The sequence below is a fragment of the Nocardioides panacisoli genome, assembly GCF_039537325.1.
GTDB classification, from domain to species: domain Bacteria; phylum Actinomycetota; class Actinomycetes; order Propionibacteriales; family Nocardioidaceae; genus Nocardioides; species Nocardioides panacisoli.
In genome coordinates, this window is sequence record NZ_BAABAH010000003.1 from 25,690 (window position 1) to 47,640 (window position 21,951).

Here is a 21,951-nt window from a genome sequence, read left to right on the forward strand (position 1 = left end):
GCAAAACGGCGGAGGTCCGCTCGTGTCACGCAATTCAGGTCATCCGTCCTGAAGACGCCGCCTATGCTCAGCCGCCATGAGCAGGCTTCCCCAGGCGGAGCGGCGCCGGCAGCTCGAGGAAGCCGCGATCGCAGTGATGACCCGCGACGGCGTCGGCGGCGCGACGACGCGCGCGATCGTCGCCGAGGCCGGCACCTCGCTGAGCGTCTTCCACTACTGCTTCGCGTCCAAGCAGGAGCTGCTCGACGCCGTGATCCGGCGACTGGTCGGCACGACGGTGGAGTTCGCGGAGGCGTCCTTCCCGGAGGGAGCGACGCCGCGGGAGCTGGTGCGGGCGGGGCTGACGGCGTACTGGGACCACGTCACGAGCAACCCCGATCGGCACCTGCTCACCTACGAGCTGACCCGGTACTGCCTGCGCTCCCCCGGCCTGGAGGAGGTCGCGCGGCACCAGTACGAGCACTACGGGACGACCTTCGTGCTGCTCTTCGAGGCCCTCGGGTTCGAGGGGGCGATCCCGCTCGAGGACCTCGGGCGCTACCTCGCGGTCGTGGTGGACGGGCTGACCCTCGACTGGCTGGCACGCCGTGACGACGCCTCCGCGCAGCGCACCATCGACCTGATCGTGGACCAGGTCGCGGCCCTCCTCTCACCTAATTCGCGGTAGTCCTCCCGTTCCCGGGACGGGACGGGGGTCTTTTACCTAGCCTCGGGTCCGGAGAGAGGAGTGCCGATGCCCCCACGGCGGTTCCTGACCAGGATGGTCATCGCATGGCTGCCGGTGGCGTGCCTGCTCGGCCTCGCGTTCGTGGCAGCGTCCCCCGGTTCGTCGGAGACCCGGCTCGCGGGGCACCTCTCGATCTCGCCGACGAACTTCTACGGTGGGCAGGCGGTTACGTTCTCGGGCGACATCGGACGCAGCGGCAAGCACAAGATCTGGCTGGAGTTCAACATGAACCGGCCGGGCGACGGCTGGACCAAGATCGACGGCTCGAACCACTACACGGACGCGAGCGGCCACTTCAACTTCCAGTTCCCGGCCCGCGGCATGCTGAACATCAGCGTCCGCGTCGCGACCCAGGGCAGCGCCACCGACGGCGTGAAGTTCCAGGCCGTCGACCAGGCGGTCAGCATCGCCGTCCAGCCCGCCGGCGACCTCTACAACCTCGGCGCCTGCAGCGCGAGCTTCGCGCCGTTCAAGTCCTACGAGGCCGTGGCCAGCGAGCCGTTCCAGGTCAAGGTCGACGCGACCCCCGACGGCGAGCCCGCGCTCAAGGGCCGCAAGGTGACCCTGCAGCAGCGCACCCCGTCCGACAGCTGGACCAACGTCGCCACGAGCACCCTCGACGGCGACGGCAAGGCGGCCTTCCCGATCACGCTCCCGACGACCGGCCAGACCGTCTACCGGGCGGTCCTGGGCAGCGTCACCAGCGGCGTGAACAAGATCGGCTGGTTCCCGTCGTTCCCGACGGCCGTCGACCCGCTGCACCGGCCCGCGAAGCCGCTGCTCGCCAACGTGAACAACCCTGCCGGCCTCGACCCGACCGTCCTCGACGCCGTCGCCGTGGCACCGGCGGACCCGACCGCGGACAAGTTCATCGTCGCGTGGAACCAGGGCGCGCCGCCGACCAGCCCGGAGAACGCCGACGGGTCCGACACCGTCGGCCTGGGCGGCACGGCCCACGTCTCGGGCCTGGTCCCGGACCAGGACTACGGGTTCTCGGTGTTCACCAAGTCCGTCGACGGCATCTGCTCGACCGCGGCCGCGACGGCGACCGGTCACACCGATCCCACCCCGCCGGTCACCAACGTGCACACCACGGACGTCGGCTTCGACCACGTCAGCCTCGCCTGGGACCTGCCGAACATCCCGGACGGCCTGATCGACGACATCAAGGTGCGCCGCGCGGACGGCGGCACGCCGCCCACCAGCCCCGCCGGGGGTGTGGGCTTCGACTTCCCGCCCTTCCCCAACGACACCAGCTTCACCGACTTCTCCGTCGCGGCGTCGAGCACCTACTCCTACTCGGTGTTCGTGAAGGTCAACGGAGTCTGGTCGGTGGCCGCCTCGGTCCCCTCGGTCACGACAGGAGCCCAGCCGTGAGCCCGCTGCTCGGCCGCGTCAGCCGCGGCACGGCGATGACCGCCCTGCTGCTGGTCGGTGCGCTGATGATGCCCGGCTCGGCGGAGGTCTCCGAGAACGCCGGCAACGCCGGTCATGGCTCGGCCCGCGCCGGGCAGGCGGTGGCCTCGCAGAAGTACGGCTGGCAGCCGTCGCTGTTCGACTTCTCCTGGGAGTACGGCGAGGCGCTGACCGACAAGCCGTCCCGGGGCACCAAGCGCAAGGGCAAGTGGCTCGACGTCAGCACCGGCTCCGGGCGCGCCGCCCGCCACAACGGCGGGATGATGATCGAGAGCAGCTATGGCGTGGTGACCCCCCGCGACGTGAGCCCGGACTTCAAGGACGGCGACCACGGCACCACGTCCGTCACGCTGAAGGGCAACCCGCAGACCTACGGACGCTGGGAGGTCCGGTTCACCACCTGGACCCAGTCCTCCGACGGCGACCCCTACGACGTCCGGTTCGACCTGGTCCCCGAGGGCACCAGCCCCGACTGCCGCGCCAGGTCGATCAAGGTCGCGCAGGTCACGGCGACCTCGAACAGCGTCGACATCGGGGCCTACTCGCCCAGCGGCGACAAGTCGTGGACCAGGACCGTGTCCGGCGTCCCGATCGGCGCGCGCGCCAACGAGCACGCCTTCGCGGTCGAGGTCGCCAAGGACCACATCACCTGGTTCATCGACGGCAAGCCGGTCGGGACGACCAAGGACAAGGCCGCCGTCCCGGGTGTCCCGCTGACCATCCGGCTCTCGCTGATCGGCAACGGGAACAACGAGATGCGGCACACCTACGCGCTCTTCGACTGGATGCGCGGCTTCCCGATCGACCACGGCCAGCACCCGAAGAACGGTGCGTCGCTCAACACCGGAACCCAGCACTTCAGCTGCTGAGGGCCTCCTCGCAACGGTGCGTCAGGCGTCGTCCTCGACGGCGAAGTCCTCGTTGTGGGTGCCGGGGCGCGGTGCCCACGGCTGCTCCTTGGCCGGCCGTACGACGACCAGTCGGTCGCCGCGCGCGAGCAGGGCGACGACGGGGTCGAAGTACCGGTAGACCTTCTCGTCGCGCACGACCGCGATGACCTGGTCGGGCAGGGTCTGCGGCTGCCGGCCCACCTCGTTGACGAGCAGCTCGCGCTCGGCGACCTCGAGGCCCTCGCCGTAGGTCAGCAGGTCCTCCATGACCGAGCCCATCGTCGGCGACAGCGTGGAGAGGCCCAGCAGCCGGCCGACCGCGTCGGCGGAGATGATGACCGAGTTGGCCCCGGACTGGCGCATCAGCGCGGCGTTCTCCTGCTCGCGCACGGCGGCGACGATCTTGGCGTCGGGGTTGAGCTGGCGGACGGTGAGCGTGGCGAGCACGTTGGTGTCGTCGCGCGCGGTGGTGACGATGACCTGGTCGGCGGTCGCGACGCCGGCGCGACGCAGCACGTCGCGACGGGTCGCGTCGCCGCTGACGACCGCGAGCTGGTCGGTGTGCGCGTCGGCGAGCGCCTGCGGGCTCGGGTCGACGACCACGATGCTGTCCCGGTTGATGCCGTTGTTGACGAGCGTCTCGACGGCGCTGCGGCCCTTGGTCCCGTAGCCCACGATCACGACGTGTTGTCCCATGTTTCTCCTCCAGCGGCCGATCCGGAACAGGTCCCTGCTGCGCTGCGCGAGGACCTCGATGGTGGTGCCGATCAGGACCACGAGGAACGCGATGCGGAGCGGCGTGACGATGAGGGCGTTGACCACTCGGGCGGTCTCGCTGACCGGCGCGATGTCGCCGTACCCGGTCGTGGAGAGCGTGACGGTGGCGTAGTAGAGGGCGTCGACGGGCGTGAGGTGCCCGTTCGGGCGCGCCGCCGAGATGTCGCCGTTGTCGCGGTAGCCCCCGCGGTCGAGGTACACCAGGAGCGCGGTCCCCACGAGGATCGCCAGCGCGACCAGGAGCCGGCGGGCCAGCTGCCACCCGGGTGAGCGTGGCCGCTCGGGGAGGGAGACCTGGGCCGGTACGTCGCTCACTCGGGCGAATCTAGCGTGGACCTGCGCTCGCGGGCCTGCACCACGCGCTCGCGCAGCCGGGCGACGAGCTCCCGCCGCGCGCGGGTCGTCGCCTGCTGCGGGAAGACGGTGTCGAAGGCGGCGTTGACCGCGGCGCCGACGAGCACGGCGAGCGCGAGGATGTAGAGCCACAGCAGGACCGCGATCGGCGCCGCGAGCGGGCCGTAGATGGAGCGGGAGTCGTGGGCCGTGACCGTCAGCACCCAGCGCAGGATCCACGAGCCGAGGATCCAGGCGACGAGCGAGAACGTCGCGCCGGGCAGGTTGAAGCTCCAGCTCGTCCGCACCGGCACGGACACGTGGTACAGCGTCGCGAGGAAGCAGATGCAGATGACGACGACGATCGGCCAGTAGAAGGTCATCAGGACGTCGGCGCGGTTGGGCAGCCAGGTCCGGACCAGCTTCGGTCCGGCCACGACGAGCGGGATCGAGACCGCGCCGGTGACGACCGCGAGGATGTAGAGGACGAAAGCGAGCGCCCGGGTCTTGATGATCCCGCGGTGGCCGCCGAGCCCGTGCATGATCGTGATGGTGTCGACGAACACGTTGAGCGCCCGCGAGCCCGACCAGAGCGCGAGCACGAAGCCGAGCGACACGACGTCGAAGCGGCCGCCGCCGAGCACGTCGTCCAGCGTCGGCTCGATCACCTTGTCGACCGCGCGGTCGGTCAGGAACGACGAGGACAGGTCGACGATCGAGCGCCGGAGCTCCTCGACCTGGTCCGCCGAGAACGTCCGCGACACATAACCCACGGCGCCGGCGAGCGCGAAGATCAGCGGCGGCACGGACACCACCGCGAAGAACGCGCCCTCCGCCGCGAGCCCGGTGACCCGGTACCTCAGGCAGGACGACACGGTCGTGACGACCAGCCGCCAGATCGTGTGCAGGATGCGTCGGGGAACGCTGGCGGCAGGCTCCGCCTCCGCCGACTCCTCCGGTTGCACGGGCGCAAACCTAGCCGCAGCGGCGGTTGTCCACAGGCCACGAGCAAGGGCTGACGCGACGGCCCTCGCTCGGCCCACCATGTCGGTATGACCAACGTCTCTCGGGAACCCTTCCGCCCCGCGATCACCTGCGACGCCGACGTCACCACCATGTGGCGCACGCTGATGCAGCCGCTCGGCTGGCACACCAACCGTCTCCACATCATCCTCGTCGAGGACGACGGCCGGTCGCTCCCCCATCTCGTCGAGGTCGACGAGATGCCCGGCGCCCTCACCCGTGAGGACGCGGTCGCGGTACTGCACCTGCTCGGCCATCTGCTGGAGACGGGCAGCGCCGCCCTGATGTTCGCCCGCCCCGGAGGAGCCACGCTGACCGAGGCGGACCGCTCGTCCTGCCGTGAGCTGTACGCCGCGGCGACCGACGCCGGCGTACGTCTCGAGCTCATCCACGTCGGGACGGACACCGCGATCGTCCCGGCCCCGATGGACGAGGTGCTCCCACGGTCGGCGTGACCGCCGGGCCGGTGGTCATCTGCAATCGCATCCCTTCGCCGCGGTGACCTGCGATAGTCGGACGATGCCCCGGATCCCCGTACCGGACTTCCTCCTGCGCACGCTCAGCCGGCAGCTGAGCGGACCCTCCGGGGTGCTGGGCGGGTTCGTCGCCCGGATGCTGAACAAGGGCAACGCGGGAGTGATCGCAGCGGCGGTCGAGGCGCTCGAGCTCTCCGGCGGCGAGCGGGTGGCCGACATCGGGTTCGGCGGCGGGCTCGGGCTCGACCTGCTCCTCGACGCGGTCGGCCAGGACGGCAGGGTCTACGGCGTCGAGCCCTCCCCCGACATGCTCGCGCGGGCGCGCCGGATGCACGATGACGACCTGGAGAGCGGGCGGCTCGAGCTGGACGAGACGACCATGGACCGGCTGCCCTTCCCCGACGAGGCGCTCGACGGGTGGATCAGCCTCAACACCGTCTACTTCATCGAGGAGCTGGCACCTGCCCTCGCCGAGCTGCACCGGGTGCTGGCGCCGTCCGGTCGAGCGGTGCTGGGGATCGCCGATCCCGACTGGATGGCGACGCAGCCCTTCACCCGCCACGAGTTCACGATCCGCCCGGTCGACGACGTGGCAGCGGCGCTGCGCGACGTCGGTCTGGACGTCGAGCAGCGCCGCGTGGGCGGAGGCGCCCGGGCCTACCGGCTGCTGGTCTGCAGCCGCGCCCGCTCCTGAAGCGCCGGCTGGACGACCGGCACCTCGTCGGCGGGAACCTCGTCGACCATCGTCGCCTCGTCGAACGGCTCGTCGCCCGCGAGGACCCGGTCGAGACGGGCCCGGTCGATGCCGCCGGTCCAGGTGCCGATCACCACGGTGGCGACGGCGTTGCCCGCGAAGTTGGTGAGCGCGCGGCACTCCGACATGAAGCGGTCGATGCCGACGATCAGCCCCACGCCGTCGACCAGCTCGGGCCGGTGCGAGCTCAGCCCGCCGGCGAGGGTCGCCATGCCGGCGCCGGTGACGCCCGCCGCGCCCTTGGACGCCACCATCATGAAGAGCAGCAGGGAGATCTGCTGGCCGATGGAGAGCGGGTCGCCCATCGCCGACGCGATGAACAGCGACGCCATCGTCAGGTAGATCGCCGTGCCGTCCAGGTTGAAGGAGTAGCCGGTCGGGACCACCACGCCGACGGTGGGCTTGTCGACGCCGGCGTGCTCCATCTTCGCGATCAGCCGCGGCAGCGCCGACTCCGACGATGAGGTCGACAGGATCAGCAGGAACTCGCGGCCGAGGTAGCGCAGCAGGGACAGGATGTTGACCCCCGTGGTCGCCTTGAGCACCAGGCCGAGGACGACGAACACGAACAGCGCGCAGGTGATGTAGAAGCCCAGCATCAGCACGGCCAGGCTCTTCAGGGCGTCGACCCCGGTCTCCCCGACCACGCCCGCGATCGCGCCGAACGCGCCGACCGGCGCGACCCACATGATCATGGCGAGAACACGGAACACCAGGCGCTGGATGTAGCCGACCGCGTTGAGCACGGGCTCCCCCGGAGCCCCCATCGCCTGGATGGCGAAGCCCACCAGCAGCGCGATCAGCAGGGTCTGCAGCACGTCCCCTGACGTCAGCGCCGAGAGCATCGAGTCGGGCACGATCCCGAGCAGGAAGTCCGTGGTGCTCGCGTGGCCGGTGGCGGCCTGCTCGGCCCCCGCGGAGGCGGTCGCATCGGTGATGTGCAAGCCCGAACCCGGGTGGAGCAGGTTGCCGACGACGAGGCCGATGCCGAGCGCGACGGTCGACATGACGAGGAAGTAGAGGAGCGCGAGGCCGCCGACCTTGCCGACGCGCGCGGCGCTGCGCACCGATCCGACGCCGAGGACGATCGTGCAGAAGATGACCGGCTGGATCATCATCTTGATCAGCGCGACGAACGCCTCGCCGAGCGGCTTCAGCTCGACCGCGAACGACGGCGCGACGAGGCCGACCACGATCCCGGCGGCGACGGCGCCGACGACGGCGAGGTAGAGGAAGTGGGTACGGTCCCGGCGGGCCCGCGCTGGTGCGGTGGTGACGTGACTGCTCATTGCTGTGGCCTCTCCTGGTTGCCGGCCGACCCGGCTTCTCCGCCGACTGTCCCGGCCGCCGTGACGCACGTCACCGTTGCGTTCGTTGTGTTCGTGACGTGCGCCACAACCGGGGCCGCGCCTGCGGTTCAATGTCGTCGTGCGCCGCCCTCGTCCGCTCGCCGGGCTATCGGTCGCCCGCCAGGTCCTGCTGCTGCAGGTCGGCGTGGTGCTGCTCCTGGTGACGGTCGCGATCGTGCTGGCGACGTACGACGCCCGCCGCGACGTGCGCGACCACGCCACCGACCGGGCGGTCGACGTCGCCGAGGCGGTCGCCGACTCCCCCACGCTGCTCCAGGCGCTCGACGGACCGGCCCCCTCCACGGCGCTGCAGCCCTACTGCGAGGACGTCCGCAAGGACACGGAGGTGGACTTCGTGGTGGTGATGGCGCTGGACCGGACCCGCTACTGCCATCCCGACCCGGCCAACATCGGGAAGCCCTTCGTCGGCGACCTCGGCGACGCCCCGGAGGGCGGGGTGTTCACCCAGCAGTACACGGGGACGCTCGGACCGTCGATGCGTGCCGTGGTGCCCGTCCGCGACGGCGACCGGGTCGTCGCGCTGGTCTCGGTCGGCATCACCGTCTCCACGATCGATCGGCAGCTGCGGCAGGACCTCGTGCTCATCGCGCTCTCCGCGGCGGTCGTGCTGCTGACCGGCATGGTCGGCGCCTGGCTGATCAACCGGCGGCTGAGCCGGCAGACCCACGGCCTCGGCGAGCGCGAGCTGGCGCGGATGTACGAGTACTACTCCGCCGTCCTCCACGCCGTCCGGGAGGGGCTCCTCCTCCTGGACCTCGACGGTCGGGTGGAGCTGGTCAACGACGAGGCGAGGCGGCTGCTCGACCTGCCCGACGACGTGGTCGGCCGCCGGGTCCACGACCTCGGTCTCGCCCCCGGGCTGGTCGCGGCGGCGCTCGGCCGGACAGCGGAGTCCGACGACCTGTACCTCGCCAGCGACCGGATGCTCGTCGTCTCGACCGCACCGGCCGTGTGGGAGGGACGCGAGGTGGGCTCCGTGGTCAGCCTGCGCGACCACACCGAGCTGCGCTCGGTGACCGGCGAGCTCGAGCTCGTCCACCGGCTGACGGACTCGTTGCGCTCCCAGAACCACGAGGCGGCGAACCGGCTGCACACGGTGGTGTCGCTCATCGAGATGGGCCGACCCGAGGAGGCCGTCGACTTCGCCACCGAGGAGCTGCACGTCGCGCAGCTCCTCGCCGACCGCGTGCTCGACGCCGCGGACGACCCGGTGGTCGCGGCGCTGCTGCTGGGCAAGTCGGCCGAGGCGGCCGAGCGCGGCATCGAGCTGGAGGTGACCGGCAGCCTTCCGGACGTGGGCGAGCTGTCCCGGCGCGACCTGGTCACCGTCCTCGGCAACCTCGTCGACAACGCCTTCGACGCGGTGACGGGCGCCGAGCGGCGACGGGTCCGCGTGCACGTCGAGGGCGGTGCAGGCGGCCTGACGATCGCCGTCGACGACAGCGGGGCCGGTCTCGACGAGGACGCGGCGGCGCGCGTCCTCGAGCGCGGCTGGACCACGAAGGCGGCGCCCGGCGCGGGCCGCGGGCTCGGGCTGGCGCTCGTCGTGCAGGCCGCCCGCCGGCACCACGGCGACGTCCGGATCGAGCGGTCCGACCTCGGCGGCGCCCGGTTCACCGTCACCGTCGGTCAGGGGGTGCCGGCATGACGGTGCGGGTCCTGGTCGTGGAGGACGAGGTGCGGGTCGCGGACGCACACGCGTCGTACGTCGAGCGGGTTCCTGGCTTCGTCGTCGCCGGGATCGCGCACTCGGCCGCGGAGACGATGCGGGTCCTCGACGCCGAGCGCGAGCGCGGGCACCGGGTCGACCTGCTGCTGCTCGACATGAACCTCCCCGACGGGCACGGGCTCGGCCTGCTCACCGGCGCCCGGGCCGCCGGCCACCTGTGCGACGTGATCGCGGTGACCGCGGCCCGCGACACCGACGTCGTCCGGCACGCCGTGGCGCAGGGCGTGGTGCTCTACCTGCTCAAGCCGTTCACGTTCGCGACGTTCCGCGCCAAGCTCGAGCAGTACGCCGCCTACCGCCAGCACCTCGAGTCCTCACCGCGCGAGGTGGTCCAGGACGAGGTCGACCAGCTGCTCGGGTCGCTGCGCCCGGCGGGCGCCGCGCCGCTGCCGAAGGGCATGAGCGCGGAGACGCTCCGCGAGGTCACCGCGGCGGTGCGCGCAGCGGACGACGGGCTCTCGGCGAGCGAGGCCGCCGCCGCGGTCGGGATCTCGCGGGTCACCGCGCGGCGCTACCTCGAGCACCTCGCGAGCACCGGGCTCGCCGAGCGGCAGCCGCGCTACAGCGGCACCGGCGGCAGGCCCGAGGTGGCCTACCGCTGGCGCTGACCGGCCCGGATCAGGACAGCTCGAGACCGGGATAGAGCGGGTGCTTGTCGAGCAGCTCGGCCGAGGCGTCCTTGACCTTGTCCGCGACACCGTCGGCCAGGACGTAGGACGCCTTGGACGGCCCGCCGGCCTTGGTCGACCCCTGCTCGGTGTTCTGGAGCACGTGCACGATCAGCTCGGCGACCCGGTCGAACTCGTCGTGCCCGAACCCGCGGCTGGTCAGCGCCGGCGTACCGAGGCGGACGCCGGAGGTGTACCACGCGCCGTTCGGGTCGGCGGGGATCGAGTTGCGGTTGGTGACGACGCCGGCGTCGAGCAGCGCCGACTCGGCCTGACGGCCGGTCAGGCCGAACGACGTGACGTCGAGCAGCACGATGTGGTTGTCGGTGCCGCCGGTCACCAGCTTGGCGCCGCGCGAGAGGAAGCCATCGGCGAGCGACTTAGCGTTGTCCGCGATCTGCTGGGCGTAGGTGCGGAAGGAGTCCTGTCGGGCCTCTGCGAACGCGACGGCCTTGGCGGCCATCACGTGCGAGAGCGGTCCGCCGAGCACCATCGGGCAGCCACGGTCGACGGACGGGGCGTACTCCTCGGTGGCGAGGATGAAGCCGCCGCGCGGGCCGCGCAGCGACTTGTGCGAGGTGCTGGTGACGACGTGGGCGTGCGGCACCGGGTCCTCCTCGCCGGTGAACACCTTGCCGGCGACCAGCCCGGCGAAGTGCGCCATGTCGACCATCAGGGTGGCGCCGACCTCGTCGGCGATCTCGCGCATCTTGGCGAAGTTCACCCGGCGCGGGTACGCCGAGTAGCCCGCCACCAGGATCAGCGGCTTGAACTCCTTGGCCTTGGCGCGCAGGGCGTCGTAGTCGAGGAGGCCGGTCTCCGGGTCGGTGCCGTACTGGTTCTGGTGGAACATCTTGCCGCTGATGTTCGGCCGGAAGCCGTGCGTGAGGTGGCCGCCCGCGTCGAGGCTCATGCCGAGCAGGCGCTGGTTGCCGAGCTCGCCACGCAGCTTCTCCCAGTCGGCCTCGCTCAGGTCGTTCATGTTCTTGACGCCGGCGTTCTCAAGCCACGGGCCCTCGACCCGGTGAGCGAGGATCGACCAGTAGGCGGTCAGGTTGGCGTCGATCCCGGAGTGCGGCTGCACGTAGGCGTACTCCGCGCCGAACAGCTCGCGGGCGTGCTCGGCGGCGAGCGCCTCGACGGTGTCGACGTTCTGGCAGCCGGCGTAGAAACGGTGCCCGATGGTGCCCTCGGCGTACTTGTCGGAGAACCAGGTGCCCATGGTCAGCAGCACCGCCGGCGAGGCGTAGTTCTCGCTCGCGATCAGCTTCAGCGAGCCGCGCTGGTCCTCGAGCTCCTTGCGCGTGGCATCGGCGATGCGCGGCTCCACCGACGCGATCACCTCCAGGGCCTGCTGATAGGCACTGCTGATCGTGGTGGCGAGGGCGTCGGTCATGGCGACAGCCTAGCGATGTGATGTGGGTCGCAACGCACGTGTGGCGCGCCTGAGATCCGTCCACCATCTGGTACGCACGTCCACATCATGAGATTCAGATTTGTGGGCAGCCGTCCCGCACCGTGAGACTTCTTGACATGGTCACCGCTGCAACCCATGCGCACCTCGTGGTACGTCGCCACGTGGACTTCGGGCGCACCCGCAGCATGATGTGTTGGCCCTTCTGAGCCCGCGTCCCGTTCCCGACCGACCGCCGCGCCACGTCCCGCGCGCGCCCACCCTCGAAGGACTCAGCACCTCATCATGGCCGACCTACGTTTCGACTCCCAGCCGCCGCGCTTCACCGATGTGCCCCGCCCCCGCCGCGCGGAGGGTCAGTGGGCCTTCGGCTACCGCGAGCCGCTGAACAAGAACGAGGAGAGCAAGAAGAACGACGACCCGCTCAACGTGCGGGACCGGATCCTCTACGTCTACTCCAAGCGCGGCTTCGACTCCATCGACCCCGCCGACCTCCGCGGCCGGTTCCGGTGGATGGGGCTCTACACCCAGCGCAAGCCGGGCATCGACGGCGGCAAGACCGGCGCCTTGGAGGAGGAGGAGCTGGACGACCGCTACTTCATGATGCGGGTCCGCTCCGACGGGAAGCTGCTCTCCCCCGAGGCCGTGCGGACGCTCGGCACGATCGGCCAGGACTTCGCGCGCGACACCGCCGACGTCACGGACCGCGAGAACATCCAGTACCACTGGATCGAGATCGAGAACGTGCCCGAGATCTGGGAGCGGCTCGAAGCCGTCGGTCTCCACTCGATCGAGGCCTGCGGTGACTCGCCCCGCCCGTTCCTGGGCTCCCCCGTCGCCGGGGTGGCCGCCGACGAGATCATCGACGGCACCAGCGCCCTCCGCGAGATCGAGGAGCGCTTCCTGGGCAACAAGGACTTCTCGAACTTCCCCCGCAAGTTCAAGACCGCCGTCACGGGTCACCCCAGCCACGACGTGGCGCCGGAGATCAACGACGTCGCCTTCGTCGGGACCGTCCACCCCGAGCACGGTCCGGGTTTCGACCTGTGGGTCGGCGGCGGCCTGTCGACCAACCCGATGCTCACCGAGAAGCTCGGCGTCTGGATCCCCATCGACGAGGTGGCCGACGCCTGGGCGGGCGTGGCGGGGATCTTCCGTGACTACGGCTACCGCCGGCTGCGCTCCCGGGCCCGGCTGAAGTTCCTGGTCGCCGACTGGGGCGGTGAGAAGTTCCGCGAGGTCCTCGAGAAGGAGTACCTCGGCAAGGAGCTGGTCTCGAACCCGTCGCCGGCCTCGCCGGTCGGCCACCGCGACCACATCGGCGTGCACCCGCAGAAGGACGGCAACTTCTATGTCGGCGTCGCTCCGGTCGTCGGCCGGATCTCGGGGACGCTCCTGGTCTCGCTGGCCGAGGTCATGGAGCAGTTCGGCATCGAGGGGGCGCGGTTCACGCCGTACCAGAAGATCGTGCTGATCGGCGCCCGGCCCGAGATCGTCGACGCCCTCCTCGACCGGCTGGACGAGATCGGCCTCCCCGGGCGGCCCTCCAACTGGCGGCAGAACACGATGGCGTGCACCGGCATCGAGTTCTGCAAGCTCGCGATCGTCGACACCAAGGACCGGTCTCGCGACCTGATCGCAGAGCTCGAGCGGCGGCTCCCGCAGCTCGACGCGCCGATCACGATCAACGTCAACGGCTGCCCGAACGCCTGCGCGCGGACCCAGGTCGCCGACATCGGCCTCAAGGGCCAGCTGGTGATGCACGAGGGCCAGCAGGTCGAGGGGTTCCAGGTCCACCTCGGCGGCGCGACCGGTCTCGACGCCAACTTCGGCCGCAAGCTGCGCGCCCACAAGGTCACCAGCGCCGGGCTCGGCGACTACGTCACCAGCGTCGTCACCAACTACCTGGTCGACCGCAAGGAGCAGGAGTCGTTCGCGGACTGGGTGCAGCGCGCGGACGAGGAGCTGCTGCGCGGCGAGCAGACGCTCGAAGGCGCGGCATCGTGAGCGGGCAGGGCGAGTCATGAGTGCCGCGACCACCCGGGCGCGCGCCGCCCGCGGCGTCCAGACCGAGGGCCGCTCCTCGGAGGAGCTGCGCGAGCTGGTGTCCCACTGGGGCGCCGAGCTCGAGCTCGCGCCGGCCGAGGTGATCATCGAGTGGGCGGCGGCGACGTTCGGCGAGCGGTTCTGCGTCACCTCCTCGATGGGTGACGCGCTGCTGTCCCACCTCGCGTCGAAGGTGGTCCCCGGCATCGACGTGGTCTTCCTCGACACCGGCTACCACTTCGCGGAGACCCTCGGCACGGCCGACGCCGTCAAGCACACGCTGCCGGTGAACCTGATCCCGATCACGCCCGTGCAGAGCGTCGAGGAGCAGGACGCGACGTACGGCAAGGACCTCTACAAGACCGACCCCGACCTGTGCTGCAAGCTGCGCAAGGTGCAGCCGCTGACCGAGGCGCTCGCGGGCTACGACGCCTGGGCCACCGGCCTGCGCCGCGCCGAGACCCACAACCGGGTGATCGCGCCGGTCATCGGCTGGGACGCGAAGAAGCAGAAGGTCAAGGTCTCCCCCATCGCGCGCTGGACCGACGAACAGGTCGAGAGCTACATCAGGGACAACGGTGTCCTCGTGAATCCGTTGGTGTACGACGGCTACCCCTCGATCGGGTGCTGGCCGTGCACCCGCCGCGTGGCCCCGGGCGAGGATCCTCGCAGCGGCCGCTGGGCGGGCACCAACAAGACCGAGTGCGGGATCCACTCGTGATCCCGACCCACTTCCCCCCGATGAACCCCGAGAGGAGGGCGCCCTGATGGCCGCTCCCGCACTGGTGGCCCTGGCTCACGGCAGCCGGGACCCTCGTTCCTCCGCGACCGTGACCGCCCTGGTCGACGAGGTCAAGGCGCTGCGCCCCGACCTGCGCATCGAGAAGGCGTTCCTCGACCTCTCCCGGCCGAGCTTCGACACGGTCGTCGACCGTCTCGTCCGGGCCGGGCACGACGAGATCGTCGTCGTCCCGCTGCTCCTGGTCGCGGCCTTCCACGCCAAGGTCGACGTGCCCGAGGCGATCGCGAACGCGACCGCGCGGCATCCCGGCCTGAAGATCACGGCGACCGACGTGCTCGGTCTCGAGCCCCGGTTCCTGGAGGTCCTCGACGAGCGGATGCGCGAGTCGCTGCGCGCCGCCCGGGTCCGTGAGCTCGACGCACTGGTGCTGGCCGCCGCCGGGTCTTCCGACCCGCTGGCCAACCAGGCCGTCGCCCGGCTCGCGCGGGTGTGGGGCAGCCACCACAAGCTGCCCATCACCGCTGCCTACGCGGCCGCGGCGCCGCCGGCGACCGGTGAGGCCGTGCGCCAGTTCCGCGCCGAGGGCCGCCGCCACATCGCGGTCGCCTCGCTGTTCCTCGCGCCCGGCACCCTGCTCGACCGCGCGACCGAGCTGGCCCTCGAGGCCGGCGCCGTCGCCGTCTCCGCGCCGCTCGGCGCGCACCCGGAGATCGCCCGGACGGTGCTCGCGCGGTACGCCGTCGGCGCCGTCGAGCTGGTTCCGGTCTGACCGACGGGCGCACCGAAGTCTCAGTCGACCAGGGTCGTCCGCAGCCGGCCGAGCTCCGCGGCGGGGTCCTCGGTGACCCCTCCGTGGACCGGGCCGGGCTGGACGACGGTGCTGCGCGGCGCCTTGAGGAAGCCGAACCGCTGGCTCAGTGAGCGGTGGCCGATCGAGCCGCCGCGCTCGTCGCCTGCGCACACGCCGTCGACGAAGGTCAGCGCCTCGCACACGCGGTCGACGTCGAGGCCCGGGTCGAGCGCGTGCAGGCGTTCGGCGCGGCAGTGCCAGCTGACGTCGAGGTAGTCGAGCTCCTGGCAGAACAGCACCACCCCGACGTTGACGAACTCCTCGCGGTCCACGCGCGGCACGCACCGCAGGACGACGTACTGGTAGGGATGCCGCTCGGTCACGTGCGGGCCCCCGTCGGCAGCCAGGCGTCCGAGCGGAGCCGCGCGCCCAGGAACTCGACGTACGCCGACCGCAGCTCGAGGGGCGTCTCGGCGCCGGGGACGGGGTCCAGCCAGACCTCCGGGACCTCCCCCACGACCTCCGCGACGACGTCGTCGGTGAGCAGCGCACGCAGGTGTGCGTCGACCTCGCCCACCGTGCCGACCGCGCTGCCGAGCACGTGGTCGGCGACGTCCCAGGGCTGGGCCGCGAAGCGCGCCGGGTCGCCGATCCCGCCGGGCCAGCTGTGGTGGAAGTAGAGCGACGCGCCATGGTCGATCAGCCAGAGGTTGCGCTGCCACCACAGCAGGTTGGGGTTGCGCCAGGAGCGGTCCACGTTGGCGGTGAGCGCGTCGAGCCAGATGACCGACGCAGCCTCGATCGGGTCGACGGCGTCCTCGCCGTCGAAGCCGAAGGCACCGGGCAGGAAGTCGACCCCGAGGTTGAGCCCGGTACTGGCGTTGAGCAGGTCCTGGACCTCCTCGTCGGCCTCGTAGCGGGCGATCTCCGGGTCGAGGTCGAGCACGACCAGGTCGGGCGTGCGCAGCCCGAGTCGACGGGCGAGCCCGGCGACGATCACCTCCGCGACGAGCACCCGCGGCCCCTGGCCGGCGCCGCGGAACTTGCAGACGTAGGTGCCGAGGTCGTCGGCCTCGACGATGCCCGGAAGGCTGCCGCCCTCTCGCAGCGGGGTGACGTAGCGCGTGACCGAGGCCCGAGGGAGGACGCTGGACAGGGTCACGTGATCGGGTCCTCCTCGGCGAGCCGCCGGCGCTCCTCCTCGACGTCGAAGTCCGCGGACGGCCAGTCCAGGTGCAGCTCGCTGAGCGCGTGGTGGAGCAGGTGCCCGATGGCAAGGTTGCGGTACCACTTCTTGTCGGCGGGGATCACGTACCAGGGCGCCACGTCGGTGTTGGTGCGCTCGATGGCGATCTCGTAGGCCTCGCGGTAGGCGGGCCACCGCTGGCGCTCGTCGACGTCGGCGGGGTTGTACTTCCAGTACTTGTTCGGCTTGTTGAGCCGCGCCAGCAGGCGCTCCCTCTGCTCGTCGGCGGAGATGTGCAGCATGCACTTCACGATCGTGGTTCCGGACTCGACCAGGTCGGCCTCGAACGCGTTGATCGCGTCGTAGCGCCGCTCGATCTCCTCGGCCGGCGCCAGCTCGCGAACCCGGGCGATCAGCACGTCCTCGTAGTGAGAGCGGTCGAACACTCCGACGTAGCCGGGGCCGGGCAGCGCCCGGTGGACCCGCCAGAGGAAGTCGTGCTCGAGCTCCTCGGGCGTCGGCGCCTTGAACGACGTGATCCGGACGCCCTGGGGGTCCATCAGGCCGACGGTCTTGCGCAGGGTGCCGCCCTTGCCCGAGGTGTCCATGCCCTGCAGGACGAGCAGCAGGTTCTTGTGGCCGCCGGACATGCCGTGGGCGAACAGCCGCTCCTGCAGGTCGGCGAGGCCGGCGCCCAGGCCGAGGAGGGCGACCTTGCCGTCCTTCTTGCCACCGTCGAAGCCGGGACTGGCGTTCGTCTCTCGTGCGGAGAGATCGATCGCGCCCTGAGGTGCGCGCAGCAGGTCTTCCATCGGCTCCGACGTCATGGTCGCTATCCAAGCACCGTTGTCACAGCGAGGCTGTGACCGACGAGGGTCGCCACGCTGCCGTCGGGCTTCGGCTCGTCGAACCAGGCGCCCTCGGCGAACCCGACCCGCACCAGCAGCTGCCGCGAGGCGACGTTGCGGTGGTCGGGCGCGGCGAAGTACGTCGTCGCGCCGGGATAGCCGGCGCGCGCGACGGAGAACCAGCGACGCAGCATCCCCGTCCCGATCCCCCGCCGCAGCCAGGCAGGCTCACCGACCAGGTAGTCGACCCCGATCGCCGCCGGGTCCGGGGTCAGCACGGCGAACTCGGGATGGTCGCTGATCAGGTAGTCCTGCAGCATCCCGACCGAGCGGCCGTTCGCCTCGACGACCCACATCCGGGTCGGCTCGTCGCCGTCGATCCGCGGGCCGTAGCGGGCCTCGACCTCCGCCATCGTCGCCGGGCCGCGGGTGTCGAACCAGCGGGCGACGTGCGGCGCGAGCCGCCACCGGAGCACGTCCTTGAGGTCGGCGCGCGTCATCCCCCGCAGGGCGACGACGGGCGCCGACTCAGAGGTCATGGGTCGATTCTGCTCCGGCGATCTCGTCCCGTCCCGCCGCCGCGAGCTCCTCGCGGACGATCGAGAACGCGAGGCCGGCGGGATAGCCCTTGCGCGCCAGCATCCCGGCGAGACGACGGGCCGCGGCGGTGTCATCCACCCCGCGCATCCCCCGCAGCTTCCTGCGGACCAGCCCACGGGCCACCTCGGCCTCGTCGCCGGGGTCGACCTCGGCGAGCACCTCGCGCGCGGTCTCGTCGGCGACGCCCTTGCGCCGCAGCTCCTGGGCCAGCGCCCGCCGGGCGAGGCCGCGGGTGCGCTGCCTGCTGTCGACCCAGGACCGCGCGAACGCCTCGTCGTCGACGAGACCGACCTCCTCGAACCGGTCGAGCAGCGGGCCCGCCACCTCGTCGGGGACGTTGCGGCGGGCCAGCCGCTCGGCGAGCTCGTGCCTGCTGCGCGCCTGGCCGGTCAGCTGGTCGAGCAGGATCTTCCGCGCCACCGACTCGTGGTCGGCGTCGGGGTCGAACTCGATGTCGTCCGCCGGCATGGGTCGCTCCGGTGATCGAGCCTGTCGAGGTTCAGAAGCTGTCGACACCGATCGGCTCATCGGAGAGGTCGGTCTCGGCGTCGACCTGCGGCCCGACACCGAGCTTCTCGAGGATCTTCTTCTCCAGCTCGTTGGCCAGGTCGGGGTTGTCCTTGAGGAACTGGCGGGCGTTCTCCTTGCCCTGGCCGAGCTGGTCGCCCTCGTAGGTGTACCAAGCACCGGCCTTGCGGACCAGGCCCGCCTCGACGCCGACGTCGATCAGACCGCCCTCGCGGCTGATGCCCTTGCCGTACATGATGTCGAACTCGGCCTGCTTGAACGGCGGGGCGACCTTGTTCTTCACGACCTTGACCCGGGTCCGGTTGCCGACCATGTCGGTGCCGTCCTTGAGGGTCTCGATGCGGCGCACGTCGAGGCGCACCGAGGAGTAGAACTTCAGTGCCCGGCCACCGGTCGTGGTCTCGGGCGACCCGAACATCACGCCGATCTTCTCGCGCAGCTGGTTGATGAAGATCGCGGTGGTCTGCGACTGGTTGAGCGCACCGGTCATCTTCCGCAGCGCCTGGCTCATCAGGCGGGCCTGGAGGCCGACGTGGCTGTCGCCCATCTCGCCCTCGATCTCGGCCCGGGGCACGAGCGCGGCGACGGAGTCGATCACGATCAGGTCGAGCGCGCCGGAGCGGATCAGCATGTCCGCGATCTCCAGCGCCTGCTCACCGGAGTCGGGCTGGGAGACCAGCAGGGCGTCGGTGTCGACGCCGAGGTTCTTGGCGTACTCCGGGTCGAGCGCGTGCTCGGCGTCGATGAACGCCACGATGCCGCCGGCCGCCTGGGCGTTGGCGACCGCGTGCAGCGCGACGGTCGTCTTGCCGCTGGACTCCGGGCCGTAGATCTCCACGACGCGGCCCCGCGGGAGGCCGCCCAGACCGAGCGCGACGTCGAGCGCGATCGAACCGGTCGGGATGATCTCGAGCGGTGCGCGGGACTCGTCACCGAGGCGCATCACCGAACCCTTGCCGTAAGCCTTCTCGATGTTGAGCAGCGCTGCGTCGAGCGCCTTCTGGCGGTCCTCACCGGCCATGTGCCTCAGTCCTTCGTGTCGTGTGAGCCAGGTACATCGGCGACGCTACGGCGGGGTCCCGACACAGTCTGATCAACCGCGTCGTGGGTTGTGGACAGTCCGCTCCCACGTCGTACCTGTGGACGTCCGGTGGCTCGCACCGGGTCGTCGTACGGGCAAACCTAGACGAACACGTGTTCGAAGTCGTTCAAGAGGTGCGGCGTGTCGGCCGCCGCGGGTCGGCGGCGGCTCGCCTAGGCGCGGAGGTGCTCGACGAGTCGCCGCGCGAGCTCCACCGACGCGTCGATCTCGACCCGTCGGATCGAGACGCTCTCGACGTTGACGCCGAAGGGGACCTCCAACCCGCGGCAGTAGGAGGCGAGCTCGACGGCCGCGGAGTAGGCCTGCTCCTGGGAGGCCGCGAGCGTGTCCGTGGCGTGGCGCAGGTCGTTCTCGATCCACCGAGGGACGTCGACGCCGAGCCAGCGAAGGAACTCCAGGGTCTTCATCGAGCCGCAGACCGAGAAGGTGAACACGATCGGCACGGGCTCGATGCCCGCGGCCAGGCAGTGGTACGTGTAGTCGGACACCAGGTCCTTGGCCGCGTTGACGTCGTAGACGACCTGGGTGACGAAGAACCGGCAGCCCGCGTCCTGCTTCGCGACCAGGCGGAGGTGCTCGTCCTTGCGCCGGCTGTGCCGTTCGGGGATGGCCACCCCGCCGAGCAGGAGATCGGGGTTCAGGTCCCGTCGGAGGTCCTGCGCCTGCGCGAGGGAGACGGCCGCCTCGGTGCCGGCGGTCGGCGCGCCGACGAGGACGGTCATGACCCGCGCGGCGTCCTGGGAGGAGAGCCAGGTCGCGAGATCCTCCGGCCCGTACTTGCTCACCGCGCGGTAGACGACCACCGGTGTCGGCCACGCGCCGAGGTGACGCCGCAGGTAGTCGGCCGGGTCGAGGGTGGGGCTGAAAGGGAACGGCCGCTCGGACGGGTTGCGCGAGCTCTCGTCGTCGATGTCGTAGAGGATCAGCCCGTCCAGGCCGAGCGGACGCAGGCGCTCCAGGGTCGTCTCGGCGATCTCTGCGACCCGCTCATCGGCCGTCGCCAGCCTCGGCGGAGTGAGCGCGAACAGCACGAAGCCGCCCTGACGCTGACGAAGGCGCTCGACGACATCCACGGACGGGACCGTAGCGGAGGCCCAGCGCACCGATCGGCGAAGGTCGACGGGGCTCGCGCCGCGGGTCAGGGGCGGTAGGGGACGATCTCGCCCTTCCCGTTCACGCATTCGGTCGCACCGTTCATCCGTGGGATGCGTGAGTGCCGGAGCATCCGGCAGCCGGGGACGTCTTGACCACCGAGCCGGTAGGGGAAGATCCAGTGACCGTTCCGCTTGACGAAGAACTGCCATGCCCCGCCACGGGCGCACTTCTCCGGAGCGTCGCCGGGACCCCCCGAGAACATGCCCAGGTTCTCCACGAACGCGACCCGCGCCCGGTACTCCTTCACGGTCGCCACCGGGGCCTGCGCGCAGTCAGGATCGTCGTCCGACCATCCCCAGGTCCGGTCGAGGCTGGCCCTGATCGCACGCCTGAACCCGAGCGAGGTCTCGGACAACCGGTGCAGCTGCCCTGATGCGCGCCAGACGTCGACCCCGTGCCCGGGGTAGACGACCTTGTCGATCTGAACCCGATCCACTCGGGGCCGCTCGATCGTCCGGGCCGCGGCAGCTTCGCGTGCGAGCAGGGGCGCAAGCAGAAGGACGGCGACGAGGACGGCGCAGAGCCTGAAGATACGTACCGACACGAGGCCTCCATCACACGACAACGCTGACCGGTCCCGAGCACCTGTCGCAACGCTAGCAACGCTGAGCGACCACCCTCATCCTCTCCCCGGCGCGTGCGAGACGCACATGGGCCGTGGCGCCGACGACGCGTCTGGTGTCAGGCTGCAGGCGTTGTCCCGAACGACCTGTGGAGGTTCGCCGTGGCCGAGTACGACGTCAACGACGCCGCCGTGGAGAAGGCGCGAGAGCTGATCGCCGCCCGGCAGTACGTCCTCGACAGCGACTGGGGCGTCGTCCAGCCCAACGCCCAGACCGGCAACGACTTCCTCGAGCGGCACTCGTGGGACGACTACGCGAAGTGGCACCTCGGCCTCACCGTGGGGGCCAACGACGAGACCAAGGCGCGCTACGCGTTCGTGTACGGCGACTTCCGCCGGCTGCACCGCACCGCGCTGATCGCGTGCGTCTACCGCGCCTCGGAGTGGCGCCACAAGAAGGTCGAGCTCGCCGCCCACGACCTCCTGCAGGCACTGGATCGAGCGGCCGGCATCCGCTAGCCGGCCTGGTGGCGGCGGGACGTCGCGACCACCTCGGAGGTGCGGAGACCCGTCTGGAGCAGCTCGATCAGGTCGGGCACCTGCTCCACCGGCAGCCGGAACGACCCGGTGCAGACGTTGCCGCTCCACAGCGAGAGGTTCACCAGGTCGGAGTCGAAGTGCCACGTCACGCGCAGGGCGCGGTTCGCCCCACGCGTGTCGAAGAAGACCTCACCCGTGGCGGGGAGTGGTCTCAGCGCGGCCATGCCTCAGTGTGCGCCCACCCTCCGACACTGTCACGAAAAAGGTCGCCCCCG

Annotated in this window: 24 protein-coding genes; 11 read left to right on the forward strand and 13 right to left on the reverse strand. The window is 70.9% G+C overall.

Going from position 1 to position 21,951, the window contains the following annotated elements:
• Positions 1-76 precede the first annotated feature (76 nt).
• The 3 genes from ABD709_RS05470 to ABD709_RS05480 all read left to right on the forward strand — a co-directional run bounded on the left by ABD709_RS05470 (position 77) and on the right by ABD709_RS05480 (position 3,012).
• Positions 77-667, forward strand: a complete 591-nt coding sequence (locus tag ABD709_RS05470; protein WP_344773112.1) for a TetR/AcrR family transcriptional regulator — start codon at positions 77-79, stop codon at positions 665-667.
• Between the two features lie 66 nt (positions 668-733).
• Positions 734-2,104, forward strand: a complete 1,371-nt coding sequence (locus ABD709_RS05475; RefSeq protein ID WP_344773114.1) for a fibronectin type III domain-containing protein — start codon at positions 734-736, stop codon at positions 2,102-2,104.
• Positions 2,101-3,012 (forward strand): family 16 glycosylhydrolase, encoded by a 912-nt coding sequence (locus ABD709_RS05480; RefSeq protein WP_344773117.1) that lies wholly within the window; start codon positions 2,101-2,103, stop codon positions 3,010-3,012. The genes ABD709_RS05475 and ABD709_RS05480 overlap by 4 nt, the downstream gene beginning before the upstream one ends.
• A gap of 21 nt (positions 3,013-3,033) precedes the next feature.
• Here ABD709_RS05480 and ABD709_RS05485 read toward each other — a convergent pair whose 3' ends face one another.
• On the reverse strand, positions 3,034-4,125 hold the full coding sequence (locus ABD709_RS05485; RefSeq protein WP_344773119.1) for a potassium channel family protein: 1,092 nt from the start codon (positions 4,123-4,125) through the stop codon (positions 3,034-3,036).
• Positions 4,122-5,108 carry a YihY/virulence factor BrkB family protein gene (locus ABD709_RS05490; RefSeq protein ID WP_344773121.1) on the reverse strand — a complete coding sequence of 329 codons (987 nt, stop codon included), beginning with the start codon at positions 5,106-5,108 and terminating at the stop codon, positions 4,122-4,124. Before ABD709_RS05490 ends, ABD709_RS05485 begins: the two co-directional genes overlap by 4 nt.
• 87 nt (positions 5,109-5,195) lie before the next feature.
• On the opposite strand from ABD709_RS05490, the gene ABD709_RS05495 reads away from it, so the two are divergent.
• Together ABD709_RS05495 and ABD709_RS05500 are read left to right on the forward strand one after the other, a co-directional pair.
• Complete coding sequence (locus ABD709_RS05495) at positions 5,196-5,621, forward strand: hypothetical protein (RefSeq protein ID WP_344773123.1); 426 nt, start codon at positions 5,196-5,198, stop codon at positions 5,619-5,621.
• A gap of 64 nt (positions 5,622-5,685) precedes the next feature.
• Positions 5,686-6,336: a methyltransferase domain-containing protein gene (locus ABD709_RS05500; RefSeq protein WP_344773125.1), complete on the forward strand. Its 651-nt coding sequence runs from the start codon at positions 5,686-5,688 to the stop codon at positions 6,334-6,336.
• Here the strand turns inward: ABD709_RS05500 and ABD709_RS05505 are convergent.
• Entirely contained in the window at positions 6,300-7,685 is a 1,386-nt protein-coding gene (locus ABD709_RS05505) for a cation:dicarboxylate symporter family transporter (protein ID WP_344773127.1), read from the reverse strand. The genes ABD709_RS05500 and ABD709_RS05505 overlap by 37 nt on opposite strands.
• Positions 7,686-7,824: 139 nt before the next feature.
• Between ABD709_RS05505 and ABD709_RS05510 the strand changes: the two genes are divergently transcribed.
• Both ABD709_RS05510 and ABD709_RS05515 read left to right on the forward strand, forming a co-directional pair.
• Positions 7,825-9,414: a sensor histidine kinase gene (locus ABD709_RS05510; RefSeq protein WP_344773129.1), complete on the forward strand. Its 1,590-nt coding sequence runs from the start codon at positions 7,825-7,827 to the stop codon at positions 9,412-9,414.
• Complete coding sequence (locus ABD709_RS05515; RefSeq protein WP_344773131.1) at positions 9,411-10,103, forward strand: response regulator; 693 nt, start codon at positions 9,411-9,413, stop codon at positions 10,101-10,103. The genes ABD709_RS05510 and ABD709_RS05515 overlap by 4 nt, the downstream gene beginning before the upstream one ends.
• A 10-nt stretch (positions 10,104-10,113) precedes the next feature.
• On the opposite strand, the gene ABD709_RS05520 is transcribed toward ABD709_RS05515, so the two are convergent.
• Positions 10,114-11,559 (reverse strand): glycine hydroxymethyltransferase, encoded by a 1,446-nt coding sequence (locus ABD709_RS05520; protein ID WP_344773133.1) that lies wholly within the window; start codon positions 11,557-11,559, stop codon positions 10,114-10,116.
• A gap of 303 nt (positions 11,560-11,862) precedes the next feature.
• Between ABD709_RS05520 and ABD709_RS05525 the strand changes: the two genes are divergently transcribed.
• The 3 genes from ABD709_RS05525 to ABD709_RS05535 are packed head-to-tail and all read left to right on the forward strand — an operon-like array spanning position 11,863 to position 15,134.
• On the forward strand, positions 11,863-13,584 hold the full coding sequence (locus ABD709_RS05525; RefSeq protein ID WP_344773135.1) for a nitrite/sulfite reductase: 1,722 nt from the start codon (positions 11,863-11,865) through the stop codon (positions 13,582-13,584).
• A 16-nt stretch (positions 13,585-13,600) separates the two neighbouring features.
• Positions 13,601-14,344, forward strand: a complete 744-nt coding sequence (locus tag ABD709_RS05530; RefSeq protein WP_344773137.1) for a phosphoadenylyl-sulfate reductase — start codon at positions 13,601-13,603, stop codon at positions 14,342-14,344.
• 46 nt (positions 14,345-14,390) lie between these two features.
• On the forward strand, positions 14,391-15,134 hold the full coding sequence (locus ABD709_RS05535) for a sirohydrochlorin chelatase (RefSeq protein WP_344773139.1): 744 nt from the start codon (positions 14,391-14,393) through the stop codon (positions 15,132-15,134).
• 20 nt (positions 15,135-15,154) lie between these two features.
• Here ABD709_RS05535 and ABD709_RS05540 read toward each other — a convergent pair whose 3' ends face one another.
• The 8 genes from ABD709_RS05540 to ABD709_RS05575 all read right to left on the reverse strand — a co-directional run bounded on the left by ABD709_RS05540 (position 15,155) and on the right by ABD709_RS05575 (position 21,010).
• A complete protein-coding gene (locus ABD709_RS05540) occupies positions 15,155-15,538 on the reverse strand; it encodes a DUF3037 domain-containing protein (protein WP_344773141.1) in 384 nt (127 codons plus the stop codon).
• Positions 15,535-16,317 carry a HipA family kinase gene (locus ABD709_RS05545; protein ID WP_344773143.1) on the reverse strand — a complete coding sequence of 261 codons (783 nt, stop codon included), beginning with the start codon at positions 16,315-16,317 and terminating at the stop codon, positions 15,535-15,537. The genes ABD709_RS05540 and ABD709_RS05545 overlap by 4 nt, the downstream gene beginning before the upstream one ends.
• Positions 16,314-17,168, reverse strand: a complete 855-nt coding sequence (locus ABD709_RS05550; protein WP_344773145.1) for a PPK2 family polyphosphate kinase — start codon at positions 17,166-17,168, stop codon at positions 16,314-16,316. The genes ABD709_RS05545 and ABD709_RS05550 overlap by 4 nt, the downstream gene beginning before the upstream one ends.
• A gap of 5 nt (positions 17,169-17,173) precedes the next feature.
• Positions 17,174-17,728: a GNAT family N-acetyltransferase gene (locus tag ABD709_RS05555; RefSeq protein ID WP_344773147.1), complete on the reverse strand. Its 555-nt coding sequence runs from the start codon at positions 17,726-17,728 to the stop codon at positions 17,174-17,176.
• Positions 17,718-18,257 carry a regulatory protein RecX gene (locus ABD709_RS05560; protein WP_344773149.1) on the reverse strand — a complete coding sequence of 180 codons (540 nt, stop codon included), beginning with the start codon at positions 18,255-18,257 and terminating at the stop codon, positions 17,718-17,720. The genes ABD709_RS05555 and ABD709_RS05560 overlap by 11 nt, the downstream gene beginning before the upstream one ends.
• A gap of 31 nt (positions 18,258-18,288) precedes the next feature.
• Positions 18,289-19,338, reverse strand: coding sequence for a recombinase RecA (recA, locus tag ABD709_RS05565; RefSeq protein WP_344773151.1), 1,050 nt, complete (start codon positions 19,336-19,338; stop codon positions 18,289-18,291).
• A 233-nt stretch (positions 19,339-19,571) separates the two neighbouring features.
• Positions 19,572-20,492 (reverse strand): methylenetetrahydrofolate reductase, encoded by a 921-nt coding sequence (locus ABD709_RS05570; RefSeq protein WP_344773153.1) that lies wholly within the window; start codon positions 20,490-20,492, stop codon positions 19,572-19,574.
• A gap of 65 nt (positions 20,493-20,557) precedes the next feature.
• Positions 20,558-21,010 carry a hypothetical protein gene (locus ABD709_RS05575; protein WP_344773155.1) on the reverse strand — a complete coding sequence of 151 codons (453 nt, stop codon included), beginning with the start codon at positions 21,008-21,010 and terminating at the stop codon, positions 20,558-20,560.
• A 288-nt stretch (positions 21,011-21,298) separates the two neighbouring features.
• On the opposite strand from ABD709_RS05575, the gene ABD709_RS05580 reads away from it, so the two are divergent.
• Positions 21,299-21,655: a hypothetical protein gene (locus ABD709_RS05580; protein ID WP_344773157.1), complete on the forward strand. Its 357-nt coding sequence runs from the start codon at positions 21,299-21,301 to the stop codon at positions 21,653-21,655.
• On the opposite strand, the gene ABD709_RS05585 is transcribed toward ABD709_RS05580, so the two are convergent.
• Positions 21,652-21,900, reverse strand: a complete 249-nt coding sequence (locus tag ABD709_RS05585; RefSeq protein WP_344773159.1) for a hypothetical protein — start codon at positions 21,898-21,900, stop codon at positions 21,652-21,654. The genes ABD709_RS05580 and ABD709_RS05585 overlap by 4 nt on opposite strands.
• Positions 21,901-21,951 lie beyond the last annotated feature (51 nt).

Coding starts and splice junctions, on each gene's coding strand:
- ABD709_RS05470 (WP_344773112.1), top strand. CDS start 77: ATGAGCAGGCTTCCCCAGGCGGAGCGGCGCCGGCAGCTCGAGGAAGCC.
- ABD709_RS05475 (WP_344773114.1), top strand. CDS start 734: ATGCCCCCACGGCGGTTCCTGACCAGGATGGTCATCGCATGGCTGCCG.
- ABD709_RS05495 (WP_344773123.1), top strand. CDS start 5,196: ATGACCAACGTCTCTCGGGAACCCTTCCGCCCCGCGATCACCTGCGAC.
- ABD709_RS05500 (WP_344773125.1), top strand. CDS start 5,686: ATGCCCCGGATCCCCGTACCGGACTTCCTCCTGCGCACGCTCAGCCGG.
- ABD709_RS05505 (WP_344773127.1), bottom strand. CDS start 7,685: ATGAGCAGTCACGTCACCACCGCACCAGCGCGGGCCCGCCGGGACCGT.
- ABD709_RS05515 (WP_344773131.1), top strand. CDS start 9,411: ATGACGGTGCGGGTCCTGGTCGTGGAGGACGAGGTGCGGGTCGCGGAC.
- ABD709_RS05520 (WP_344773133.1), bottom strand. CDS start 11,559: ATGACCGACGCCCTCGCCACCACGATCAGCAGTGCCTATCAGCAGGCC.
- ABD709_RS05525 (WP_344773135.1), top strand. CDS start 11,863: ATGGCCGACCTACGTTTCGACTCCCAGCCGCCGCGCTTCACCGATGTG.
- ABD709_RS05530 (WP_344773137.1), top strand. CDS start 13,601: ATGAGTGCCGCGACCACCCGGGCGCGCGCCGCCCGCGGCGTCCAGACC.
- ABD709_RS05535 (WP_344773139.1), top strand. CDS start 14,391: ATGGCCGCTCCCGCACTGGTGGCCCTGGCTCACGGCAGCCGGGACCCT.
- ABD709_RS05550 (WP_344773145.1), bottom strand. CDS start 17,168: ATGACGTCGGAGCCGATGGAAGACCTGCTGCGCGCACCTCAGGGCGCG.
- ABD709_RS05555 (WP_344773147.1), bottom strand. CDS start 17,728: ATGACCTCTGAGTCGGCGCCCGTCGTCGCCCTGCGGGGGATGACGCGC.
- ABD709_RS05560 (WP_344773149.1), bottom strand. CDS start 18,257: ATGCCGGCGGACGACATCGAGTTCGACCCCGACGCCGACCACGAGTCG.
- recA (WP_344773151.1), bottom strand. CDS start 19,338: ATGGCCGGTGAGGACCGCCAGAAGGCGCTCGACGCAGCGCTGCTCAAC.
- ABD709_RS05585 (WP_344773159.1), bottom strand. CDS start 21,900: ATGGCCGCGCTGAGACCACTCCCCGCCACGGGTGAGGTCTTCTTCGAC.